15 protein-coding genes are annotated in these 21,710 nt (G+C 72.5%); 10 read left to right on the forward strand and 5 right to left on the reverse strand.

Annotated features, from left to right (window positions below; genetic code table 11):
- Positions 1–154: 154 nt before the first annotated feature.
- Positions 155–1,792 carry an ABC-F family ATP-binding cassette domain-containing protein gene (locus ACFXKG_RS03745; protein WP_384831816.1) on the reverse strand — a complete coding sequence of 546 codons (1,638 nt, stop codon included), beginning with the start codon at positions 1,790–1,792 and terminating at the stop codon, positions 155–157.
- A 207-nt stretch (positions 1,793–1,999) separates the two neighbouring features.
- Between ACFXKG_RS03745 and ACFXKG_RS03750 the strand changes: the two genes are divergently transcribed.
- Positions 2,000–2,962 carry an FAD-dependent oxidoreductase gene (locus ACFXKG_RS03750; RefSeq protein WP_384831819.1) on the forward strand — a complete coding sequence of 321 codons (963 nt, stop codon included), beginning with the start codon at positions 2,000–2,002 and terminating at the stop codon, positions 2,960–2,962.
- A 117-nt stretch (positions 2,963–3,079) separates the two neighbouring features.
- Here ACFXKG_RS03750 and ACFXKG_RS03755 read toward each other — a convergent pair whose 3' ends face one another.
- Both ACFXKG_RS03755 and ACFXKG_RS03760 read right to left on the reverse strand, forming a co-directional pair.
- On the reverse strand, positions 3,080–4,432 hold the full coding sequence (locus ACFXKG_RS03755; RefSeq protein ID WP_384831822.1) for a M14 family metallocarboxypeptidase: 1,353 nt from the start codon (positions 4,430–4,432) through the stop codon (positions 3,080–3,082).
- On the reverse strand, positions 4,429–6,456 hold the full coding sequence (locus tag ACFXKG_RS03760; RefSeq protein WP_384831825.1) for a Xaa-Pro dipeptidyl-peptidase: 2,028 nt from the start codon (positions 6,454–6,456) through the stop codon (positions 4,429–4,431). The genes ACFXKG_RS03755 and ACFXKG_RS03760 overlap by 4 nt, the downstream gene beginning before the upstream one ends.
- 262 nt (positions 6,457–6,718) lie before the next feature.
- Here ACFXKG_RS03760 and ACFXKG_RS03765 point away from each other — a divergent pair, with 262 nt between their 5' ends.
- The gene (locus ACFXKG_RS03765) at positions 6,719–7,759 is read left to right on the forward strand and encodes a LacI family DNA-binding transcriptional regulator (RefSeq protein ID WP_384831828.1); all 1,041 of its coding nucleotides are present in this window, start codon (positions 6,719–6,721) and stop codon (positions 7,757–7,759) included.
- Positions 7,760–7,823: 64 nt separating this feature from the next.
- On the opposite strand, the gene ACFXKG_RS03770 is transcribed toward ACFXKG_RS03765, so the two are convergent.
- Positions 7,824–10,079, reverse strand: a complete 2,256-nt coding sequence (locus ACFXKG_RS03770) for a glycosyl hydrolase (RefSeq protein WP_384831831.1) — start codon at positions 10,077–10,079, stop codon at positions 7,824–7,826.
- A gap of 344 nt (positions 10,080–10,423) precedes the next feature.
- Here ACFXKG_RS03770 and ACFXKG_RS03775 point away from each other — a divergent pair, with 344 nt between their 5' ends.
- From ACFXKG_RS03775 to ACFXKG_RS03810, 8 genes are all read left to right on the forward strand, one after another.
- Positions 10,424–11,728, forward strand: coding sequence for an ABC transporter substrate-binding protein (locus ACFXKG_RS03775; RefSeq protein WP_384831834.1), 1,305 nt, complete (start codon positions 10,424–10,426; stop codon positions 11,726–11,728).
- Between the two features lie 330 nt (positions 11,729–12,058).
- Positions 12,059–13,027: a carbohydrate ABC transporter permease gene (locus tag ACFXKG_RS03780; RefSeq protein WP_384831837.1), complete on the forward strand. Its 969-nt coding sequence runs from the start codon at positions 12,059–12,061 to the stop codon at positions 13,025–13,027.
- Positions 13,024–13,935 (forward strand): carbohydrate ABC transporter permease, encoded by a 912-nt coding sequence (locus ACFXKG_RS03785; RefSeq protein ID WP_384831840.1) that lies wholly within the window; start codon positions 13,024–13,026, stop codon positions 13,933–13,935. The genes ACFXKG_RS03780 and ACFXKG_RS03785 overlap by 4 nt, the downstream gene beginning before the upstream one ends.
- Before the next feature lie 135 nt (positions 13,936–14,070).
- Positions 14,071–15,468, forward strand: coding sequence for a GH1 family beta-glucosidase (locus ACFXKG_RS03790; RefSeq protein ID WP_384831843.1), 1,398 nt, complete (start codon positions 14,071–14,073; stop codon positions 15,466–15,468).
- A 303-nt stretch (positions 15,469–15,771) separates the two neighbouring features.
- Positions 15,772–17,145, forward strand: a complete 1,374-nt coding sequence (locus ACFXKG_RS03795) for an MFS transporter (protein WP_384831846.1) — start codon at positions 15,772–15,774, stop codon at positions 17,143–17,145.
- A gap of 101 nt (positions 17,146–17,246) precedes the next feature.
- Positions 17,247–17,717 (forward strand): type II 3-dehydroquinate dehydratase, encoded by a 471-nt coding sequence (gene aroQ, locus ACFXKG_RS03800; protein WP_384831849.1) that lies wholly within the window; start codon positions 17,247–17,249, stop codon positions 17,715–17,717.
- A 35-nt stretch (positions 17,718–17,752) separates the two neighbouring features.
- On the forward strand, positions 17,753–18,634 hold the full coding sequence (locus tag ACFXKG_RS03805; RefSeq protein WP_384832766.1) for a shikimate dehydrogenase: 882 nt from the start codon (positions 17,753–17,755) through the stop codon (positions 18,632–18,634).
- Between the two features lie 126 nt (positions 18,635–18,760).
- Complete coding sequence (locus tag ACFXKG_RS03810) at positions 18,761–19,420, forward strand: TetR/AcrR family transcriptional regulator (protein ID WP_384831852.1); 660 nt, start codon at positions 18,761–18,763, stop codon at positions 19,418–19,420.
- Between the two features lie 41 nt (positions 19,421–19,461).
- On the opposite strand, the gene ACFXKG_RS03815 is transcribed toward ACFXKG_RS03810, so the two are convergent.
- On the reverse strand, positions 19,462–21,675 hold the full coding sequence (locus ACFXKG_RS03815) for a 3-hydroxyacyl-CoA dehydrogenase NAD-binding domain-containing protein (protein ID WP_384831855.1): 2,214 nt from the start codon (positions 21,673–21,675) through the stop codon (positions 19,462–19,464).
- Positions 21,676–21,710 lie beyond the last annotated feature (35 nt).

The raw sequence follows: 21,710 nt of genomic DNA on the forward strand, positions 1-21,710 counted from the left end.
TCCGGGGCCCGTGGTCCGGGGCCCGTGGTCCGGGGCCCGTGGTCCGGGGCCCGTGGTCCGGGGCCCGTGGTCCGGGGCCCGTGGTCCGGGGCCCGTGGTCCGGGGCCCGGGGCTCTCGCCCGGACCGGCCCGGCGGGGTCCGGGGCGAAAGGCCTCAGATTTCCGTGACGCGGCCCGCGGCCACATCGAGACGGCGGGTCGTGCGGACCGCGTTCAGCATTCTGCGGTCGTGCGTCACCAGCAGGAGCGTGCCGTCGTAGGAGTCGAGCGCCGACTCCAGCTGTTCGATCGCGGGCAGGTCCAGATGGTTCGTCGGCTCGTCCAGGACGAGGAGGTTCACGCCCCGGCCCTGGAGGAGCGCGAGGGCCGCGCGGGTGCGTTCGCCCGGGGAGAGGGTGGTCGCGGGGCGGAGCAGATGGTCCGACTTGAGGCCGAACTTGGCGAGGAGCGTACGCAGCTCGGCGGGCTCGGTGTCGGGGACGGCCGGGCGGAAGGCGTCCAGCAGGGTTTCCGGGCCGTGGAAGAGGGCCCGGGCCTGGTCGACCTCGCCGACGAGCACACCGGAGCCGAGGGTGGCGTGCCCCGTGTCCAGCGGGAGCCGGCCGAGGAGCGCGGCGAGCAGGGTGGACTTGCCGCTGCCGTTGGCGCCGGTGATGGCGACGCGGTCGGCGCGGTCGATCTGGAGCGTGACGGGGCCGAAGTGGAAACCGCCACGGGTGACTTCGGCGCCGTTCAGGGTCGCGACGACCGCGCCGGAACGATCCGCGGAGGCGATCTCCATCCGCAGTTCCCACTCCTTGCGCGGCTCCTCGACCACGTCGAGGCGTTCGATCATCCGCTGCGTCTGGCGCGCCTTGGCTGCCTGCTTCTCGGTGGACTCCGTACGGAGGTTGCGGCCGATCTTGTCGTTGTCGGTCGCCTTGCGCCGGGCGTTCTTGACGCCCTTCTCCATCCAGGAGCGCTGGGTGTGGGCCCGGGTCTCCAGGGCCGCCTTCTTGTCCGCGAACTCCTCGTACTCCTCGCGGGCGTGGCGCCGGGCCCGCTCGCGCTCCTCCAGATAGGCGTCGTAGCCGCCGCCGAAAAGGGTGATCTTCTGCTGCGCCAGGTCGAGTTCGAGGACCTTGGTGACCGTACGGACGAGGAATTCGCGGTCGTGGCTGACGACGACCGTGCCGGCGCGCAGTCCGGAGACGAACTTCTCCAGGCGTTCCAGACCGTCGAGGTCCAGGTCGTTGGTCGGTTCGTCCAGCAGGAAGACGTCGTACCGGGAGAGCAGCAGGGAGGCGAGGCTCGCGCGGGCCGCCTGGCCGCCGGAGAGGCTGGTCATGGGCTGGTCGAGGCCGACGGTCAGGCCCAGCGAGGCCGCGGTCTCCTCGGCGCGCTCGTCGAGGTCGGCGCCGCCGAGGGCGAGCCAGCGCTCCAGACCGGCGGCATAGGCGTCGTCCGCGCCCGGCGCGCCGTCGACGAGCGCCTGGGTGGCCTCGTCCAGGGCGGTCTGCGCGGCGGTGACCCCGGTCCTGCGGCCCAGGAAGTCCCGTACGGTCTCCCCCGCGCGGCGCTCCGGCTCCTGCGGGAGGTGGCCGACGGCGGCGGTGGGCGGCGAGAGACGCAGCGCCCCGTCCTCGGGTGTGTCGAGTCCGGCGAGCAGCCGGAGCAGGGTGGACTTCCCCGCGCCGTTGGCGCCCACGAGCCCGATCACGTCGCCGGGCGCGACGACGAGGTCGAGCCCGGAGAAGAGCGAGCGGTCGCCGTGTCCCGCGGCGAGGTCCTTGGCTACAAGTGTGGCAGTCATCAGAGCGTCCGATCGTAGCGGAGTGCCGGTCGCGGCAGGCCCGCCGGAGCGGCGCGTCCGGGGCCGTCCGGGGCCGTCCGCGTCCGTTGTCGGGGGAGGTCCGTCCCGCGGGTGAGGGCAGGAGAGCAGGGTCTCCTCCGCAACGCGGGGGCGTCCAGCGGATATTGAGGGGCGGAGGGCGCTCCTCCGGACTTATAGGGTCGGTGCATGAGCGGCGGAACGTGCGATGTGATCGTGGTCGGTGGTGGGGTCATCGGGCTGACGACGGCGGTGGTGCTGGCGGAGAGCGGTCAGCGGGTGGGGCTGTGGACGCGTGATCCGGTGGCCAGGACCACCTCGGCGGTGGCGGGGGCGCTCATCTGGCCGTACCGCATCGAGCCGGCCCGGCAGGTCGGTCCCTGGCTGGAGCTGTCGCTGGAGCGGTACGAGCGGCTCGCGGCGGACGCGGAGCGGACCGGGGTACGGATCGTCCCCGGTCTGATGGCGCACACCCGGATCGAGGGGCTGGGGAGCTGGGCCTCCCGGGTGCGGGGGCTGCGTGAGGCGCGCCCCGGTGAACTGCCCGAGGGGGTCGGCCAGGGGCTGCGGGCCGAGGTTCCGCTGATCGACATGCCGGTCTATCTGCGGTACCTGAAGGCACGGCTGCGGGCCGCGGGCGGCACGGTCGAACGGCACTCGGTCACGGGTTTCGGCGAGCCGGCCGCCGTGGCGCCCGCCGTGGTGGACTGCACGGGGCTGGGCGCCCGGGAGCTTGTGCCGGACGTGTCGGTCCATCCGGTGCGCGGGCAGGTGGTGGTCGTGGAGAACCCGGGCGTCGAGGAGTGGTTCGTGGGGGCGCTGCCCGGCGCGCACGAGATGACGTACGTGATGCCGCAGCCGTACGGGGTGCTGCTCGGCGGGACAGCGACCGAGGGCTCCTGGGATCTGGGCCCGGACCAGGAGGAGGCCGACGCGATCGTGGCGCTCTGCGCGCGGGTGGTGCCCGCGTTGGCGGGCGCGCGGGTGCTGGAGCACCGGGTGGGGCTGCGGCCGGCCCGCCCCCGGGTGCGGCTGGAGGCCGTACCCCTGCCCGGCGGCGGGCGGCTGGTGCACAACTACGGGCACGGCGGCGCGGGCGTCACCGTGGCCTGGGGGTGCGCCGAGGAGGCCGCGCGGCTGGCCGTCGGCTGAGCACCCCACGGGAGGCCGGGGGCCGGGGCGGCCCGGGTCGGGGCTCGGACCCGCGGGGTGCGTCGGGTCCGGCTCCCCGCTGTCGGCTCCGGACTCCGGCCACCCGGCTCCCGGGGGTCAGCAGGCGGCGGGGGTGGCCTCGGTCAGGTGGTAGTCGGCCCGCTCGTCGAGGAGCAGCGCCGCCAGTGCCCGCCGGGACTGGCGCAGCGGTACGAACGCGCCCTCCCCCACGGGGACGGACACCACGCCGTGCAGGGCGAGTTCGTCCTTGACCTCCGCGTACTGCGCGGCGTCGAGCCGGTAGCCGCAGGGCGGGTCCTGGATGATCCGGTCGGGGGCCGCGGGGTCGTTGTCGGCGCCGCCGAGATAGATCGGTCCCCGGTCCTTCAGTCCGGCCAGCCGGGCGGCGGCGGTGGCCGCCGCGATCCGGGTCCGGCGCTCGTCGGTGAAGGTGAACAGACCGCCCAGGGAGTCGAGCTGGCTGGTCACCCGGCGCCGGTGGTTGAGGGACGGGTCGGCCTTCTCGGCGTCGGTCAGCGCGTTGACGCGGCTCTCGATGAGCAGGCCGACGGAGTGCTTGACGCCCGCCGCGTTGCGCAGGATGCGTTCCTGGCCGTCGCCCGCGGTCTGCCGGATGGGGTCGCCGGTCACCGGGTCGGTCCAGATGCCGTACGTGCCGATGGAGTGGCCCGCGGCCGTGGCCGCGGGGCGTACGTACCGCTCGGACAGGCTCCGCGACGCGTCGTGCACGCCGGGGGCGGTGTTGAGGTTGCGCGGCCAGAGGTCGAAGAGGTCCTTGTCGTAGTAGGGCGGGGTGGCGCCGTACTCGTGGAGGTCGTAGATGACGTCCGGGCCCCGGTCGCGGATGACGGCGGCCATGGCGCGGGCCTCGGCGGTGGTGAGTTCGATGTGGTCGCGGTTGATGTCTACGCCGTCGGAGTTGCCGCGGGTGTCGGCGGCGCGGCCGTCCGGGTTGGCGGTGGGCACGACCAGGACGCTCGTACGGTCCAGGAAGCGCCGCGTCGCGCGGTCCTGGGCGTAGGCGAGGTCACGGACGGTGGAGAGGCACGCCTCGCGTCCCGACGGTTCGTTGCCGTGCTGGCTGCACACCAGCAGGACGGTGACGGGGGCGCGCCGCGCGCCGAGTTCGACGAGCTGGAGCGGGCGGCCCTGCCGGGTGGTGCCGATGGTGCGGAGGGAGACGCGGTCGCCGCCCCGGACGACGGCGGAGAGGAACTCCTGCTCCTGCGGCTGGCTGGTCCAGTCGGCGCCGTCACTGGTCTCGAAGCCCGTACGGGGCGCGTCGGACGCGACCGACGATGCCATGCCCGGGGCCGGTCCGGCAGCCGTGGGCGCGGCGTGCGCGGGGACCATGGCGGTCGGCAGGACAAGGGCCACCGAGCACGCGGCCAGGACCAAAGCGCGTATTCCTGCCGTCAGGGCCGGCTTCATTTCCGTCGTCGTCCTCATCGGATGCGGTCTCCCGGGATCGGAGGGGTCGGGCGGGGCTCGGTCACGCCGGCGGTGAGGGGCGTGCGGGGCGCGTCCTGCGGGGGCGCGGCGCCGGTCGTGGCGCGGGCGAACGCCCGGGCGCCGCCGACGAACGGGACGTGCGCGGCGGTGCGGGCGAGGTCGAGGGTGAGCGTGGGGGTGGTGGACGGCGGTTCGATGAGCCCCTGGTCCGTACCGGCGACGATCAGCGCAAGCCGGTGCCCGGCGGGGACGACATGGTCGGTCGCGGCGAGTTCGAGGGTGATCGTGTACCGCGTGCCGGGGGTGAGCGGGCGGCCCTGGTCCGGGGACGCGTAGGTGCCCAGATCGGCCCAGCCGCGGCTGACGATGTTGTACCCCACGTCCGCGGTGCGAGCCGCGGTCTCCCGGTAACAGGAGCTGTCGGCCGTGGTACTCGGGCCCCAGCAGGTGCGTTCGGTGAGGGTGGTGATGCCCTCGCCGGAGGCGCCGTAGTCCCGGATGGTGTCGGGGCCGAGATCGACCAGGACCGCGGAGAGATGGGCGGTCGAGGTGGACGGGGTGGCCGTGACGGTCACCCGGGAGGAGCCGGACAGCCGCAGGTCCTGGCTGAGGGCCCGGGTGACGAAGCCGGTCTTGCCGGGGGTGGACCGGTCGATGTCGGCGGCCCAGTCGTACTCGCCGAGGCTCCGGTCGTCGGTGAAGGTCTCGGTGGAGCCGGGCGCGGCAGGTGTACGGCCGAGCGTGCCGACGCCGGGCTGTGCGCCGCTCGCGGGGCGCAGGGTCGTGGCGGCGGTGGTGCGCGGGGGCCAGACCCGGTCGGTGGTCCACCGGTCGGGGGCGCGTTCGATGTCCGCCATGGGCTCGCGGTCGATGCCGTTCTCGTAACCGAGGAGGTAGTGGTCGAACCAGCGGTGCAGGGTGGTGACCCAGGTGGCGCGGCGGAAGTCGAACGGGTCGACGTGGCCGGTCTGGGAGAGCCAGATCTTGCGCTCCACGCCGGCGTCGGCGAGCGCGTCCCACCACTGGCCGAGGTGCTTCGTACGGACGTTGAGGTCCTGCATGCCGTGGACGGCGAAGACGCTGGCCTTCACCTTGGCCGCGTTCCGCACGTAGTCGCGCTCGGTCCACAGGGGGGTCCGGTCGCCGCTGCGGGGGGCGCCGTCGACAAGCCGTTGCTGGACCGCCTGGCAGCGGGCGCGGGCCTCGGGGCTCTCCACGTAGTCGGAGAGCCAGGCCGGGCTCGAACGGTTGAGGGGCGCGCCCTGCGCGAAGTAGTAGTCGTACCAGGAGGAGATGGCGGCGATCGGGACGATCGTCCTGAGTCCCTCGACGCCGGTGGCGGCCACGGCGTTGGCGATGGTGCCGTCGTAGCTCTTGCCGATCATGCCGGTGGCGCCGGTGGTCCACCCCGCCCGGACGGGGTCGGTGCCGGTGCGGCTGCCGTAGGCGCGGGCGCGGCCGTTGAGCCAGTCGACGACGGCTTTGGCGGACTGGACGTCGGAGCGCCCGCCGGTGTCCACGCAGCCGTCGGAGCGGTTGGTGCCGGTCAGGTCGACGGCGACGAAGGCGTAGCCCCGCGGGACGAAGTAGTTGTCGTAGTGCAGGGGGAAGCCCGCCGGGTCGCCGTTCGCGTCGTAGGTCTTGCGCTGGCTCTCGTTGCCCCGTCCGCAGCAGGAGTAGTAGGGGCTCGCGTCCATGATCACGGGGATCTTGCGGCCCTGGAGGGCCGGCTCGCGGGGGCGGACGATGTCGACGGCGACGCGGTCGGCCTCGCCGTCCTCGTCGGCGTCGAGTCCGGTGTCGACCCAGACGGACTCCCTGACCGCGTCCTCGTACGAGTAGACGGGCCGGCTCTCCTTGACCCGCTCGGCGCTCACGCCGGGCGGGGCGCCCGGCTCGGCGCCCTGGGCCAGGGACGGGGTGAGCAGGACCCCGAACAGCGCGACGGAGGCCGCCGCGGCGAGCACGCGGCGCGACCTTCGTCCGTACGACCTGCGGGCACCCCGCGACCGGATCTCCATGGGGCGGAAGCTACCCCGGTCAACTCCCGTTCAAAAGAGGGCAGTCCTGGGATCGGGGAGACATCAGGAGGACACCGGAGGCGGGACCGGGGGGAATGCCGGGGAAGGTCGGGGGAACGTCAGGGGCCGCGGGCGTATGGGAGCGCTCTCAGCGACCATGGTCAGCGGCTAGTCTGGTGGTCCGTCCGGCTGCCGCGCCGCGCCCCCGCGCGGGCGCCGCTGCCGCGCGGTCCGCCGTATCCACCGACGAGGAGCGCACGTCGTGTCCGAGCCGCCCCCTGGGGCACGCCCCACTCTGGAAGCCGTCGCGGCGCGCGCCGGTGTCTCCCGGGCCACGGCCTCCCGGGTCGTCAACGGCGGCGCGGGGGTACGCAGGCCGCTGGTCGACAAGGTGCGGCGGGCCGTCGACGAGCTGGGGTACGTCCCGAACCACGCGGCCCGCTCCCTGGTCACCCGGCGCACCGGCGCGGTCGCGGTGATCATCGCGGAGCCGGAGATCCGGATCTTCTCCGATCCGTTCTTCTCCCAGCAGATCCGCGGGATCAGCAAGGAGCTGACCGCGCACGACACCCAGTTGGTGCTCCTTCTGCTGGAGGGGCCCGGTGACTACGACCGGATCGCCCGCTATCTGGCGGGCGGCCATGTCGACGGCGCGCTCGCCTTCTCCCTGCACACCGACGACCCGATACCGGCGATCACCCGGCGGGCCGGGATCCCGACGGTGTACGGGGGCCGGCCGGGCTGGACGTCGGCCGCGGACCAGCAGGACGTGCCGTACGTGGACGCCGACAACCGCGGCGGTGCCCGGGAGGCCGTGCGCTATCTGCGGGAGCTGGGGCGGCGGCGGATCGCGCACATCGCGGGGCCGCTCGACCAGACCTCGGCCATGGACCGGCTCGACGGCTACCGGGACGTGCTGATGGACGAGGATCCGGCGCTGCTCGCGGAGGGCGCGTTCACCGAGGAGAGCGGGGCGCGGGCGATGGCGGAGCTGCTGGAGCGCCGCCCCGATCTGGACGCGGTGTTCGCCGCGAACGACCTGATGGCGGCGGGTGCGCTCCGGGTGCTGAAGGAGCGGGGCCGTTCGGTGCCCGGCGATGTGGCGGTGGTGGGTTTCGACGACATGGACGCGGTGGTGGGGACCACGGCCCCGGCGCTGACGACCGTGCAGCAGGACATCGAGGGGCAGGGGCGGCTGATGGCGCGGCTGCTGCTGCGCGGGCTGGACCGGGACCGGGAGGGCTCCACCGCGCCCGCCTCCGTGATCACACCGACCACGCTGGTGCGGCGGGACTCGGCCTGAGCCGTGCCCCGCCGCACCGGTGGATCCGTCGGCGGAACGTCCGCCGGTGGACCGGGAGCGTCCGCTACTTCGTCGCGGTGGACCGGGCCGGGACGTCGAGCGTCGTACCGTCCGAGAAGGTGACGGTGGTGGCGGTGGCGCCGAAGTTGTGCGCCGCGTAGACCCGTACCCCGTTCCTGCTGAAGACGGCCGAGGTGGGCAGGGAGCCGGTCACCGTCGCGTCGGGGGCGCCCAGCGCGTCCAGTGTGGCGATCCAGTGGTAGGTGTGGGCCCTGGACTCGCCGGCCTCCGGCGTGTAGCCCGCGCCGCCCGCGTCCCACTTGGCCTTGGCGGCCGCGGGGTCGGCGAGCGCCTCGAACTCCCAGAGGATGTCCCGCCATTCGACGGCGGGGCCGCCGTTCTCCCGCTGCATCTCGGCGAGATTGCGCCTGATGGCGTCCTTCTCGCGGGCCAGGTGGAGCGAACCACCGGTGACGGGGAGGACGTTGATGCCGTGGATCTCCTCGGGGTTGGCGGTCCACCAGGTGGAGTACGCGGCGCCGCTGCCCCAGACCATGCCGACGGTGTCATGGCCGTACGAGGAGGGGAAGACCTCCTGGTCGGCGTCGAACCAGTACTGGGCGATCGCCTCGGACTCGGTGGCCAGCAGATAGCTTCCCAGGTCGCGCAGTTGGGTGTCGCCGGTGGCGGAGCCCCACAGCACCAGGGCGGCGCTGAGGTTGGTGGACTCCGAGGACGACTCCTGGTTGTTGCCCGCGGCGAAGCCCTGGTGTCCGGAGGCCCAGCTGTGGCCCGCGTACACGTCGAAGCCGCGCAGGAAGGGGAAGTCGGCGTCGGTGCGGCTGGGGTTGGCCGCGTCGCGCACCAGCGTCTTCACCATCGAGCCCCAGTTGGCGTCGGCGGCCCACGCCTGGTCGTACTGGGCGACGATCGCCGCGGCGTAGACGTAGTAGCTGTAGTGGAAGTGGTGGTCGTTCAGTTCGGTGTCGCTGCCGTACGACGCCGGGTAGCCGATGAGTGTCTTCCACTGCTGGTCGTAGCTGAACTCGCTCGCGCCGCCCGCCGTGAACCACTCCTCCAGCCTGCCCTTGAGCAGGCCGAGCAGCTTGTCACGCGTCGCGCCCTCGCCGATCTGGTCGGCCACGGGGACCAGTTGGGCGAGGCGGCCCAGCGCCTTGCCGGTCCAGTACGTGTCGGTCGCGCCGGAGAACGGATCGGCCGCGTTCGCCGCCTCGTCCAGATACCCCTTGAGCCGCGCCCGGTCCACACCGCCGCCCGCGGGCAGCGCCGGCAGCACCCCGGAGGTCTGCTGGCTCGTGGTGAAGGAGGTGGCCTCGCGGACCTTCATCGTGCCGCGCGGTGAGACATAGGTGTACGGGGTGAGCGCGTCGGTGGTGTGCAGCCACTGGTGCCGGTAGAGGGCCTGGAGGGTGCCGGTCTCGGTGCCCTCCTGCGGCTGGGTGGTGAGCCGGTAGGTCGCCCTGACCGTACCGGCGTCGGTGCTCCAGCTCACCTCGGAGCCGGTGACGAAGCTGTACGCGTACTTCCGGTACGTCGCCAGCGCGTCGGTGGAGGGCAGGACGGCGAGGGAGAAGTAGTCCTTGGCGCCGAGCCCCGCGGTGACCGTGGAACCGGACACCGACCAGTCGCTGCCGGTGGGCGCGAACAGGGCGTAGTGGTGGCCCGCGACGGTGATGCCGAGGACGTTGCCGTCGTCGGCGAAGACGGTGGGCGCGCCGGCGGTGGTGATCCGCGCGTCGCCGCCGGAGCCCTTGGCGTAGACGAAGGGCAGTCCGTGGCCGATGGTGGTCCGCAGGGTGCGGGCGCCGTCGGACCAGTAGGGCGTGACCGTCCAGTCGGACCAGGAGTCGGCCTTGGTGTCGGGCGAGTTGAGCCCGGTCAGGCCCAGGGTGAGATCGGCCTTGTGGGCGTACTCGTACTGGCGGCCCTCGCCGACGATCGCCGGGGTGGTCGGGTAGCCGACCTCCAGACCGCCCGCGGTCGCCTGGTAGGTGAGGGGGTGGCCGTACATCGGCGTGGAGTACGGGTTGTCGCCGTACCGCTGGAATGCCAGGGAGGACCACCAGTCGTTGGTGGGCACCGGCTCGTTCCGGGCGGCCTCGGTCACCTTCGGGGTGACGGGGGTGCCGGTGTTGGTGGTCGGGCCGGACGTGCCGGCGGGCCGGCTGTCCGAGTAACTGCCCGCTCCGACCGGGATGTCGGCGGCCACGGCCGGGGAGGCGGCGGGGCCGAGGCCGAGCGCGGCCAGAGTGCTGACCAGGACCAGCGCGGCGGCTGGTCTGGCACGGGAGACGGACATGAACGGCACCTCGCGGGGGGAGTTGTGGGGGTGTGCGGGGGTCTGTGGGGGATCGCGCGGGGAGACACGCGGTAGGGGGTGACCGCCGGGGCGGCCGGGCTGCCGGGAGCGCCGACGGTGGCCGCCGGGGCGACCGAGAGAGCGCTCTCAGATCCCAGGCAACGTAAAACTCCTGAAACAGAAGTGTCAATACGTTGGACACGGAGGCGAGTTACCGCTCAACGGCATCTGTTATGCGTTCGAGTCTTGACGGGGTGGGGCGCCCCGGGGCACGCTCCACCCCAGATTCTGAGAGCGCTCTCAATCGGCTCTCGTGTGTACTCCGAAGCCAAGGGAGGCTTCTCATGCCCATCGCCCGAGCCGCCAGCAGGGCCGCGGTCCGTCTCGGTGCGGTCGTGCTCTCCGGGACACTGCTCGTCGCCTGCGGGTCCGGTTCCTCGGGGGGAACCTCCGACAGCGCGGGAGGCAAGGTCACGCTGACCGTCGACCTCTTCGGATCCTTCGGCTACCAGGAGGCCGGGCTCTACGCGGAGTACCAGAAGCTCCACCCGGACATCACGATCAAGCAGAGCGACACCCAGGAGGAGCCCGACTACTGGAAGTCGCTCCAGACCCGGCTGGCCGGCGGGGGCGGTCTCGCCGACGTGCAGGGCGTGGAGGTCGGGCGGATCGCCTCGGTCACCCAGCAGCAGTCCGACAAGTTCGAAGACTTGAAGCAGTACGGCGCGGACACGCTCAAGGACCAGTTCGCCGAGGCCAAGTGGTCGGCGGCGACGACCCAGGACGGCCGGATCCTGGGGCTCGGCACGGATGTCGGGCCCGAGGCGATGTGCTACCGGACGGATCTGTTCAAGAAGGCGGGGCTGCCGACCGACCGCGCCGAGCTGGCGCAGAAGTGGTCCACCTGGGAGGGGTACCTCGACCTGGGCAAGCAGTACATGGCCAAGGCACCGGCGAAGAGCGCCTGGCTGGACAGCGTGGGCAGCCTCTACTCGATCATGATCGGCCAGGAGAAGGAGCGGTACTACGACGCCTCCGGCAAGCTGGTCTACGAGCGGAACCCGGCGGTGAAGACCGCGTGGGACACCTCGGTCGGAGCCGCGGGCGCCGGGCTGAGCGCCAAGCTCGACCAGTGGTCGCCGCAGTGGAACCAGGCGTTCGCGGCGGGCTCGTTCGCCACCATTCCGTGCCCGGCGTGGATGCTCAGCTACATCAAGGGCCAGGCGGGTGACACCGGTTCGGGCAAGTGGGACATCGCCAAGCTGCCCGGCGGGGCCGGCAACTGGGGCGGCTCGTACCTCTCCGTACCGCGCGCGGCCGAGCACAAGAAGGAGGCGTACGAGCTGATCAAGTGGCTCACCGCGCCCGAGCAGCAGGCCAAGCTCTTCCGTGAGCAGGGCCTCTTCCCGTCGTCCACCGGCGCCATCGCACAGGTCGCCGACGCGAAGGACCCGTACTTCTCGGGCGCCCCGATCGGCCAGATCTTCGGTGACGCCGCCAAGGCCGCGCCCGTACAGGTCCTCGGCGTCCACGACGCCAATGTCGCCCAGCAGATCACCAACGCGCTGAGCGAGGTGGAACGTAAGGGCACCCCGTCCGCGAAGGCGTGGTCGACGGTGAAGAAGGGCGTCGACAACGTCATCGGCTGACCCGGCCCCCGGTCGGTCCCGGCCCGCACCGACCGGGGCCGGGACCGACCGGGACCGCGACCGGCCAGGCCCGTTCGCCCCGCACCCGGCGGGAGGCACGGGCCGGGAGCAGCCGACGCCGCTTTCCCTCGGACTCCGGCATGCTCCTCACCGGGCTCCGTCACTCCTCTCTCCTGGCTCCGGCGCCCTCCTCCCCCGACTCCGGCACTCTTCTCTCCTGGCTCCGGCGCCCTCCTCCCCCGACTCCGGGACTCCTCTCCCTCGACTCCGGCGCCCTCCTCCCCCGACTCCGGCACTCTTCTCTCCCCCCCCGCTTGCGAAGGCCGATCCATGACCCTCACCGCCACCGCGAAGGCGGCGCCCCCGCCCGCGCCGGGGCCCCCGGCGTCCCGGGTGTCCGCCGTCCGCCGCTCCTGGCGCGCGTTCTCGCCGTACGCCTATCTCGCCCCGTTCTTCACCCTGTTCGCCGCCTTCGGGCTCTTCCCGCTGCTCTACACGGCGTATGTCTCGCTCTACCGGGTGGAGTTGCAGACGCCGGGCGACATGGAGTGGCGCGGCCTCGGCAACTACGCGGCGATCTTCACCGACACGTACTTCTGGACCGCGCTGCGCAACACCTTCACCATCGGTGTGCTCTCGACCGTGCCGCAACTGGTGATGGCGCTGGGGCTGGCCCATCTCCTCAACTACAAGCTGCGCGGCCGCACTTTCATCCGTACGGCGATGCTGCTGCCCTACGCGACCTCGGTCGCCGCCGCGACCCTGGTCTTCGCCCAGCTCTTCGGCCGCGACTTCGGTCTGGTCAACTACGTGCTGGGGCTGGTCGGCATCTCGCCGGTGGACTGGCAGACCGGTACCGTCGCCTCGCAGATCGCCGTGTCGACCATCGTGATCTGGCGCTGGACCGGATACAACGCGCTGATCTACCTGGCGGGCATGCAGTCCATCCCGAACGAGCTGTACGAGGCCGCCGAGGTCGACGGCGCGTCGCGCTGGCGGCAGTTCCTCCACGTCACGCTGCCGGGGCTGCGCCCGACGATCGTCTTCACCGTCGTCGTCTCGACCATCGGCGCCACTCAGCTCTTCGGTGAGCCCCTGCTCTTCGAGGGGTCCATCTCGGGCGGCATCTCCCACCAGTACCAGACGCTCGGTCTCTACCTGTACGAGCAGGGCTGGGGCTTCTTCCACCTGGGGCGGGCCGCCGCGATCGCCTGGGTGATGTTCCTGGTCATCCTGGTCCTCGTCGGGGTCAACACCCTGGTCGCGCGCCGCCGTTCGCGTAAGGAGGCCGGCCGATGACCACCCTCACCGCGCCGCCGACCCCGCCGTCCCCGCCCGACGGGGAGGAGCGGCGGCCTGCGCCCGCCCGGCGCCGGCGCCGGGCCGGACGCACGATGCACGGCGGCAAGCTCTCGTACGCGATCCTGACCGTCGCGCTGCTCTTCTCCGCGTTCCCGTTCTACTGGACGATCGTCGCGGCCAGCCGCTCCAACGCCGATCTGGCGAAAGTGCCGCCGACCCTGCTGCCGGGGCCGCACCTCATCGACAACTTCCAGGCGGTGCTGGAGGAGGCCGACATCGGCCTGGCGCTCCTCAACTCGCTGATCGTCTCCGGATCGATCACGGTGGGGACGGTGCTGTGCTGCACACTGGCCGGCTTCGCCTTCGCCAAGCTGCGCTTCCGCGGGCGCGGCGCGCTGCTCGCCGTCACCGTCGGCACGATGATGATCCCGCCGCAGCTCGGGGTGATCCCGCTGTTCATGCTGATCGCGGAGCTCCAGTGGGTCAACCAGCTCCAGGCCGTCATCCTGCCCGGGCTCGTCTCCGCGTTCGGTGTGTTCTTCATGCGGCAGTATCTGGTGCAGTCGCTGCCCGACGAACTCATCGAGGCCGCCCGGGTCGACGGCGCCTCCACCGCGCGCATCTTCTGGTCGATCGTGGTGCCCATCGCCCGGCCGGGGATGGCGGTACTCGGGATGCTGACCTTCATGGCCGCGTGGAACGACTTCTTCTGGCCGATCATCGCGCTCTCCTCGCAGAACCCGACCGTCCAGGTGGCCCTGCGCCAGCTCGGCGGCGGCTATGTGCACGACCAGTCCGTGATCATGGCGGGCACCCTGCTCGGCACCCTGCCGGTGCTGCTGGTCTTCGGCCTGCTGGGCCGGCAGATCGTCGGCGGCATCATGCAGGGCGCCGTCAAGGGCTGAACCCGGGCGCCCCGGGCCCGGCCCCTGAGCCCGCGCGTAAGGCGCCCAGGTCCGGGCCCCCGCGCGCCGTCCCCCCACCACCCGCACCACCCCTACCCTCACTGTTCCGTCGCTCACTCACGGGAGCCCCTCTTCATGACCGCTGTCGACGCTCACCCCCAGACCGCCGTGACGGCCCGCTTCCCCGCCGGCTTCCGGTGGGGTACGGCCACCGCCGCGTACCAGATCGAGGGCGCCGCCGCCGAGGACGGCCGTACCCCGTCCATCTGGGACACCTTCAGCCGCACGCCCGGCCGGGTACGCAACGGCGACACCGGTGACATCGCCGCCGACCACTACCACCGGATGGAGGAGGACGTCGCCCTCCTCAAGGAGCTGGGCGTCACCGACTACCGCTTCTCGGTGTCCTGGTCGCGCGTCCAGCCCACGGGGCGCGGCCCGGCCGTACAGCGCGGCCTCGACTTCTACCGGCGGCTGGCCGACGCGCTGCTGGCGGCGGACATCAGGCCCGTCGCCACGCTCTACCACTGGGACCTGCCGCAGGAGCTGGAGGACGCGGGCGGCTGGCCGCAGCGGGACACGGCGGGGCGGTTCGCGGAGTACGCGCGCCTCGCCGGCGAGGCCCTCGGCGACCGGGTGGCCACCTGGACCACCCTCAACGAGCCGTGGTGCGCGGCCTTCCTCGGCTACTCCTCCGGGGTGCACGCCCCCGGCCGTACGGACCCGGCCGCCGCGCTGCGCGCCGCCCACCACTTCAATCTTGCCCACGGCCTGGCCACCCGGGCGCTGCGCGACACGACACCGCGCGGAACCGAGATCTCGCTGACGCTCAACCTGCATGCCCTGCGGCCGCTCACCGACACACCGGCCGACCGCGACGCGGTGCGCAGGATCGACGCCGTGGGGAACCGGATCTTCCTCGATCCGGTCTTCCACGGGCGGCTGCCGGAGGATCTCGTCGCCGACACGGCCGCTCTGACGGACTGGTCGTTCGTCCGGGACGGTGACCTGGCGACCGCCGCGGCGCCCATCGACTCACTGGGCATCAACTACTACTCCCCCACCGTCGTCGCCGCGGGCTCCTCGGAGACGCCCTCGCCGTGGCCGGGCGCCGAGGGCCGGGTGCGCTTCGTACCGGCTCCCGGGCCGCGTACGGCCATGGACTGGCCGGTCGACGCGGACGGGCTGTACGAACTGCTCACCCGGCTCCGCGACGAGCTGCCCGGCACGCCGCTGATGGTCACCGAGAACGGGGCGGCGTACGACGACTACGCGGACCCCTCCGGCGCCGTCCACGACCCCGAGCGCGTGGCCTACCTCCACTCCCACCTCGGCGCCGTCCACCGGGCGATCACGGACGGCGCACAGGTCCGCGGCTACTTCCTCTGGTCGCTGCTGGACAACTTCGAGTGGGCCTACGGCTACAGCAAGCGGTTCGGCGTCGTCCATGTCGACTTCGCGACCCAGCGCCGTACGGTCAAGGACAGCGCGCGCTGGTACGCACAGGTCATCGGGCGCGGCGGCCTCGGCTGAGGCTTCCTGCCGCCCCTTCACCACCCCCCATGGCGCTCACCCCCCGGATCTCCCCGTCCGGGGGGTGAGCGCGTTCCGGGGCCGGTCCAGGACGACGAGCAGTTTCCGCGCGGTGTCTTGACAGTTTCGTACGCCGGTCCCAGGATCCTCGACAGCGTAATTAACTACCTAGTGCGTTAATTAGCGCCCCGGCGGATCCGGCGAGCCGGCCTGCCGTCATCCCCGTCATCCCCATCCCCCCGCTGCCTCTGTCATCCCCGTCCCCCCTCTGCCGCTGTCATCCCCTCCCCCAGAGGAGCACGCGTGTCCGCTCACTCGCTCGACGCCTCGAAACCGTCCCCCACCCCGCAGGGCAAGCCCCGGAAGGCGGCCGTGGCCGCCTGGGTCGGCAGCGCGCTGGAGTACTACGACTTCTTCATCTACGGCAGCGCCGCGGCCCTGATCTTCCCCAGGGTCTTCTTCAACCCGGACCATGCCGCGACCGCGACCCTGATCTCCCTCGGCACCTTCGGGGTGGCGTACGCGACCCGGCCGCTCGGCGCGTTCTTCCTCGGGCACATCGGCGACCGGCTGGGCCGGCGCCGGGTCATGGTGCTGACGCTCGTCCTGATGGGCATCTCCACGTTCCTGATCGGGTGTCTGCCCACGTACGACCAGGTCGGGGCCGCCGCGCCGGTCCTGCTGGTCCTGATGCGCATGCTCCAGGGGATCTCGGCCGCGGGCGAGCAGGCCGGTGCCAGCTCGATGACGCTGGAACACGCGCCGGAGCACCGGCGCGGCTACTACTCCAGCTTCACCCTCAACGGGACGCAGGCCGGTCAGATCCTCGCCACGCTGGTCTTCATCCCGGTCGCCGCGCTCCCCGACGACCAGCTCTACACCTGGGGGTGGCGGATCCCCTTCCTGCTCAGCGCGCTCGTCGCGGTGGGCGGCTATCTGATCCGGCGCAACCTGGAGGAGACCCCCGTCTTCCAGCAGGAGTCCGCGCGCCGGGCCCCGGCCGGGCTGCCGCTCGTCCACCTGCTGCGCGACCACTGGGCCGATGTGCTGCGCGTCGTCGCGGCGGCCACCATCGCGACCGTCTCCACCATCTTCACCGTCTGGGCACTGTCGTACGCCACCAGCGACGCGGTCGGCATGGACAAGACGGCGATGCTGTGGGTCGGTGTCGCCGCCAACGCCGTGGCCCTGCTCGCCATCCCGCTGTGGGCGAGGCTCTCGGACCGGATCGGCCGCAAGCCGGTCTTCCTGATCGGTTCGCTCGGCTCCGGGGTGATGATCTTCGTCTATCTGTGGGCGATCTCCACCGGTTCCTACCCGCTGGTGCTCCTCGCCGGCATCGGCTTCTTCGGTGTGGTCTACAGCGCGGCGAACGGCATCTGGCCCTCCCTGTACGGGGAGATGTTCTCCACCCGGGTCCGGCTCTCCGGCATGGCGATCGGTACGCAGATCGGCTTCGCCGTCGCCGGGTTCGCCGTGAGCTTCGCGGCACAGATCGCGGGACCCGACGGGGACGACTGGGTCGGCGTGGCGATCTTCACGGCCGCCTTCTGCGTACTCAGCTCGCTCGCGGTGGTGACCGGCCGGGAGACGTTCAAGGTGCCCACGACGGAACTCGGCGCCCGGCGGGACGCGTCCGGCGAGCGCTCGCCGGCCACGGAGTCGGTCTCGGCCTGAGCACCGCCCCGCCCCGCCCCTCCCTCACCCCGGTCCGTCCCTCCCCTCCCCTCCCCTCCCCTCCCCGCCCGGACTCCTCCGGCCCGACCGAAATGATCACGATGCCGAACTCGTCCGACCGGACGCCGGAGAACCCCGTACTCGTCCTCAACGGCCCCAATCTCAATCTGCTCGGCCTGCGGGAGCCGGCGGTGTACGGCACCGACACGCTCGCCGACATCGAGGCGCTCTGCCACACCACCGCGGCTCCGCTCGGCCTGCGGGTCGACTTCCGGCAGAGCAACCACGAGGGTGTCCTCATCGACGCCGTGCAGGAGGCACGCACCACGCACCACGGCATCGTGATCAACCCGGCCGGCTACAGCCACACCTCGGTGGCGCTGCGCGACGCGCTCGCCGCCGTGGACCTCCCGGTCGTGGAGGTGCACCTGTCCAACATCCACCGGCGCGAGGCGTTCCGGCACCACTCGTACGTCTCGGCCGTCGCCGACACCGTCATCTGCGGGGCCGGGGCGCACGGTTACGCGCTGGGCCTCGCGCAGCTCGCCCGGCTCGTGGGGGTACCCCGATGATGATGCCGGTGCCGCCCACGCAGCCCACACCGCCGATGCCGCAATCCTCGTACCTCACCGGGCTGATCGGCGCGGGCATCGGCCCCTCGCTCAGCCCCGCGCTGCACGAGCGGGAGGCGGACCGGCACGGGCTGCGCCTGCTCTACCGCACCATCGACATCGAAGAGCTGGGGGTCGGTCCCGAGGCGGTCGGCCAACTGCTGCGGGCGGCGCGGGCGCTGGGCTTCGACGGGCTCAACATCACCCACCCCTGCAAGCAGTTGGTGATCGAGCACCTGGACGAGGTGGAACCGGCCGCGGCGGCGCTCGGCGCGGTCAACACCGTGGTCCTCCGTGACGGCCGGGCGATCGGCCACAACACGGACGCCACCGGGTTCGCCCGGTCCTTCGCCCGGGGCCTGCCAGGCGTGGCCACCCGGCATGTCGTACAGCTCGGCGCGGGCGGGGCGGGCGCCGCCGTCGCGCACGCGCTGCTCACGCTCGGCGCGGACCGGCTCTCCCTCGCGGACACCGACCCGGTGCGGGCCACCGCGCTCTCCGACGCGCTGAACAGCCGCTTCGGCGCCGGGCGGGCGAGCGCCGTCGCGATGGAGCGGCTCGCGGCGCGGCTCGCCGACGCCGACGGGCTCGTCCACGCCACCCCCACCGGCATGGCCGGGCATCCGGGGCTGCCGCTGCCCGCCGGGCTGCTCCGGCCCGGACTGTGGGTGGCCGAGGTCGTCTACCGGCCGCTCGACACCGAACTGCTGCGGCTGGCCCGGGAGATCGGCTGCCCGACGCTGGACGGCGGCGCCATGGCCGTCTTCCAGGCGGCGGACGCCTTCCGGCTCTTCACGGGACGGGAGCCGCACGCCGAGCGGATGCTCGCCGATCTCGCCGACCTCGTCGGCGCTCCCGCCGCACAGCGCACCGCGTGAGCCCACCGCGCGGGGCGGGCGGACGGGTGCGGTGGCGACCAGGCGGGGCAGAGGCGTCTCGATAGACTGGGACGCCCGCCGCGCCGCGCCCGACCCGGGCCCGACGCCGACGCCACGAGGAGCCGTATGGCAGCCGCTGTCCCCCCGCCGCCCCCGCCCGCCACACGGACCCGGGACGCGGCACGGACGCGCGAGGAGATCCTCGACGCGGCGACGCGGGAGTTCGCCCGGGTCGGCTTCGCGGGTGCCCGGGTGGACGAGATCGCCGCGCACATCCACACCACCAAGCGGATGATCTACTACTACTTCGGCAGCAAGGAGCAGCTCTTCACCACCGTCCTGGAGCGGGCGTACGGGGTGATCCGCACGATCGAGCAGCGCATCGACGTCGAGCATCTCGACCCGGAGTCCGCGATCAGGCGGCTCGCCGAGGTCACCTTCGACCACCACGAGGCGCACCCGGACTTCATCCGGCTGGTCAGCATCGAGAACATCCACGAGGCCGAGCACATCAAGGCCTCGGCCACGCTCGGCTCGCTCAACTCCCCGGCCATCGACGTCATCCGCCGGATCCTGGAGGAGGGCAGGGCGAAGGGCGTCTTCACCGCCGAGGTCGACGCTCTCGACCTGCACGCGATGATCAGCTCGTTCTGCTTCTTCCGGGTCTCCAACCGGCACACCTTCGGCACCCTCTTCGGCCGTGACCTCACCGCCCCGGACCGGCGCGAGCACTACCGCACCATGCTGGGCGACATGGTCATCGCCTACCTGACAGCTGACGCCTGACGGAAGGCGCCTGACGCCTCGCGCCTGACGCGTAGTCGGGCCTACGCGTCCCGGAACGTCTCGCCCCGCTCCGCCTTCGCGACCAGCGCCGCCGGCGGCGCGAACCGCTCCCCGTACAGCTCCGCCAGCTCGCGGGCGCGCGCGACAAAGCCGGGCAGCCCGCCCTCGTACCCGTTGACGTACTGGAGCACGCCCCCGGTCCAGCCCGGGAAGCCGATGCCCAGGAGGGAGCCGATGTTGGCGTCGGCGACCGAGGTCAGGACGTTCTCCTCCAGGCAGCGGACGGACTCCAGTGCCTCGGCGAAGAGCATGCGCTCCCGCATGTCGCGCAGCGGCACATCGGTGTCACCCGTGCCGAAGTGTGTCCGCAGCCCCGGCCAGAGTCCGAGGCGCGCGCCGTCCTCGCCGTACTCGTAGAAGCCCGCGCCACCCGCGCGTCCGGGGCGGCCGAACTCCTCCACCATCCGGTCGACGACCTCGTCGGCGGGGTGCCCGGTCCAGTCGCCCCCGGCCTCCTCGACGGCGCGCCGCGTCTCCGCGCGGATCCTGCGGGGCAGGGTGAGGGTCAGCTCGTCCATCAGGGCGAGGACCTTGGCCGGGTAGCCGGCCTGCGCGGCGGCCTGTTCGACGGAGGCGGGCTCCAGCCCCTCGCCGATCATCGCGACGCCCTCGTTGAGGAAGTGCCCGATGACACGGGAGGTGAAGAAGCCGCGCGAGTCGTTGACGACGATCGGGGTCTTGTCGATCCGGCGCACCAGGTCGAAGGCGCGGGCCAGTGCCTCGTCCCCGGTCCGTCCGCCCCTGACGATCTCGACCAGCGGCATCCTGTCGGCCGGCGAGAAGAAGTGCAGTCCGATGAAGTCGGCCGGGCGCGACACGCCTTCGGCGAGCACGCCGATGGGCAGGGTGGAGGTGTTGGAGCAGAGCAGCGCGCCGGGCCGGACGGTCTCCTGGAGCTCCTGGAACACCTGGTGCTTGAGCGCCGTGTCCTCGAACACGGCCTCGATCACCGCGTCGCAGCCGGACAGGTCCGCCAGGTCGGCGGTGGGGGTGATCCGGGCGAGCAGCGCGGCACGGTCGGCCTCGGTCGTACGGCCCCGTGCGAGCGCCTTGGCGAGCCGCTTCTCCGCGTACGCCTTGCCCCGGGCGGCGGCTTCCCCGGAGACGTCCTTGAGGACGACATCCAGACCGGCGCGCGCGCAGGAGTAGGCGATGCCCGCGCCCATCATCCCGGCGCCGACCACGGCGACCTTGCGGACCTCGCGGGGCGCGATGCCCCGGGGCCTGCTCGCACCGGAGTTGACGGCCTGGAGGTCGAAGAAGAACGCCTGCATCATGTTCTTCGCGGTCTGTCCGGTGACCAGTTCGGTGAAGTAGCGCGCCTCGATGGTCCCCGCGGTCGCGAAGTCGACCTGCGCGCCCTCGACGGCCGCCGCGAGGATGTTGCGCGGCGCCGGGTAGGGGGCGCCGGCCAGCTGCTTCCGCAGGTTCGCGGGGAACGCGGGGAGGTGGGCGGCCAGGCGCGGGGAGGCGGGCGTGCCGCCGGGGATCCGGTACCCCTTGACGTCCCAGGGCTGGTACGACTCGGGGTGCGCGTCGATGAAGGCGTGCGCGCGGGCCAGCATCTCCTCGGCGGTGGCGGCGACTTCATGGACCAGGCCGGCGTCCAGCGCGCGCCGCGGGGAGTACCGGGTGCCCTGGAGCAGGACCTTGAGGAGGGCGTCGGCGATACCCATGAGCCGTACGGTACGGACGACCCCGCCGGCCGCGGGCAGCAGTCCGAGAGTGACCTCGGGCAGCCCGATCCGGGATCCGGGGGTGTCGAGGGCGACGCGGTGGTGGCAGGCCAGCGCGATCTCGTAACCGCCGCCCAGGGCCGCGCCGTTGAGGGCGGCGACCACCGGTTTGCGGAGGGTCTCGATCCGGCGCAGGGCGTGCTTGACGGCCAGGGACTCCTCGAAGACCCGCTGGGCGTCGGCGGGCCCGAGCGTGATCATGTCCTTGAGGTCGCCGCCCGCGAAGAAGGTCTTCTTGGCGGAGGTGACGATGATGCCGCGGATGGTGTCCCGCTCGGCCTCCGCGCGGTCGGCGACGGCGGTGACGGAGTCCCGGAACGCCTGGTTCATGGTGTTGGCCGACTGGCCGGGGTCGTCCAGGGTGAGGGTGACGACGCCGGTGGCGTCCCGCTCCCAGCGGATGGCGGACGCGCCGGCGGTCGCGGGGGCGCTCGGCGTGGCGGGGGTGGGCTCGCTCATGCTGCTGCTCCGTAGGGGGAGAGAAGGGGGAAACG

Source organism: Streptomyces sp. NPDC059255, assembly GCF_042752355.1.
Lineage (GTDB): Bacteria > Actinomycetota > Actinomycetes > Streptomycetales > Streptomycetaceae > Streptomyces.

Bases quoted from the DNA above. Each gene is read 5' to 3' on its own strand.
- ACFXKG_RS03745 (WP_384831816.1), bottom strand. From the start codon at position 1,792: ATGACTGCCACACTTGTAGCCAAGGACCTCGCCGCGGGACACGGCGAC.
- ACFXKG_RS03750 (WP_384831819.1), top strand. From the start codon at position 2,000: ATGAGCGGCGGAACGTGCGATGTGATCGTGGTCGGTGGTGGGGTCATC.
- ACFXKG_RS03755 (WP_384831822.1), bottom strand. From the start codon at position 4,432: ATGAGGACGACGACGGAAATGAAGCCGGCCCTGACGGCAGGAATACGC.
- ACFXKG_RS03760 (WP_384831825.1), bottom strand. From the start codon at position 6,456: ATGGAGATCCGGTCGCGGGGTGCCCGCAGGTCGTACGGACGAAGGTCG.
- ACFXKG_RS03770 (WP_384831831.1), bottom strand. From the start codon at position 10,079: ATGTCCGTCTCCCGTGCCAGACCAGCCGCCGCGCTGGTCCTGGTCAGC.
- ACFXKG_RS03775 (WP_384831834.1), top strand. From the start codon at position 10,424: ATGCCCATCGCCCGAGCCGCCAGCAGGGCCGCGGTCCGTCTCGGTGCG.
- ACFXKG_RS03780 (WP_384831837.1), top strand. From the start codon at position 12,059: ATGACCCTCACCGCCACCGCGAAGGCGGCGCCCCCGCCCGCGCCGGGG.
- ACFXKG_RS03785 (WP_384831840.1), top strand. From the start codon at position 13,024: ATGACCACCCTCACCGCGCCGCCGACCCCGCCGTCCCCGCCCGACGGG.
- ACFXKG_RS03790 (WP_384831843.1), top strand. From the start codon at position 14,071: ATGACCGCTGTCGACGCTCACCCCCAGACCGCCGTGACGGCCCGCTTC.
- aroQ (WP_384831849.1), top strand. From the start codon at position 17,247: ATGCCGAACTCGTCCGACCGGACGCCGGAGAACCCCGTACTCGTCCTC.
- ACFXKG_RS03805 (WP_384832766.1), top strand. From the start codon at position 17,753: ATGCCGCAATCCTCGTACCTCACCGGGCTGATCGGCGCGGGCATCGGC.
- ACFXKG_RS03810 (WP_384831852.1), top strand. From the start codon at position 18,761: ATGGCAGCCGCTGTCCCCCCGCCGCCCCCGCCCGCCACACGGACCCGG.
- ACFXKG_RS03815 (WP_384831855.1), bottom strand. From the start codon at position 21,675: ATGAGCGAGCCCACCCCCGCCACGCCGAGCGCCCCCGCGACCGCCGGC.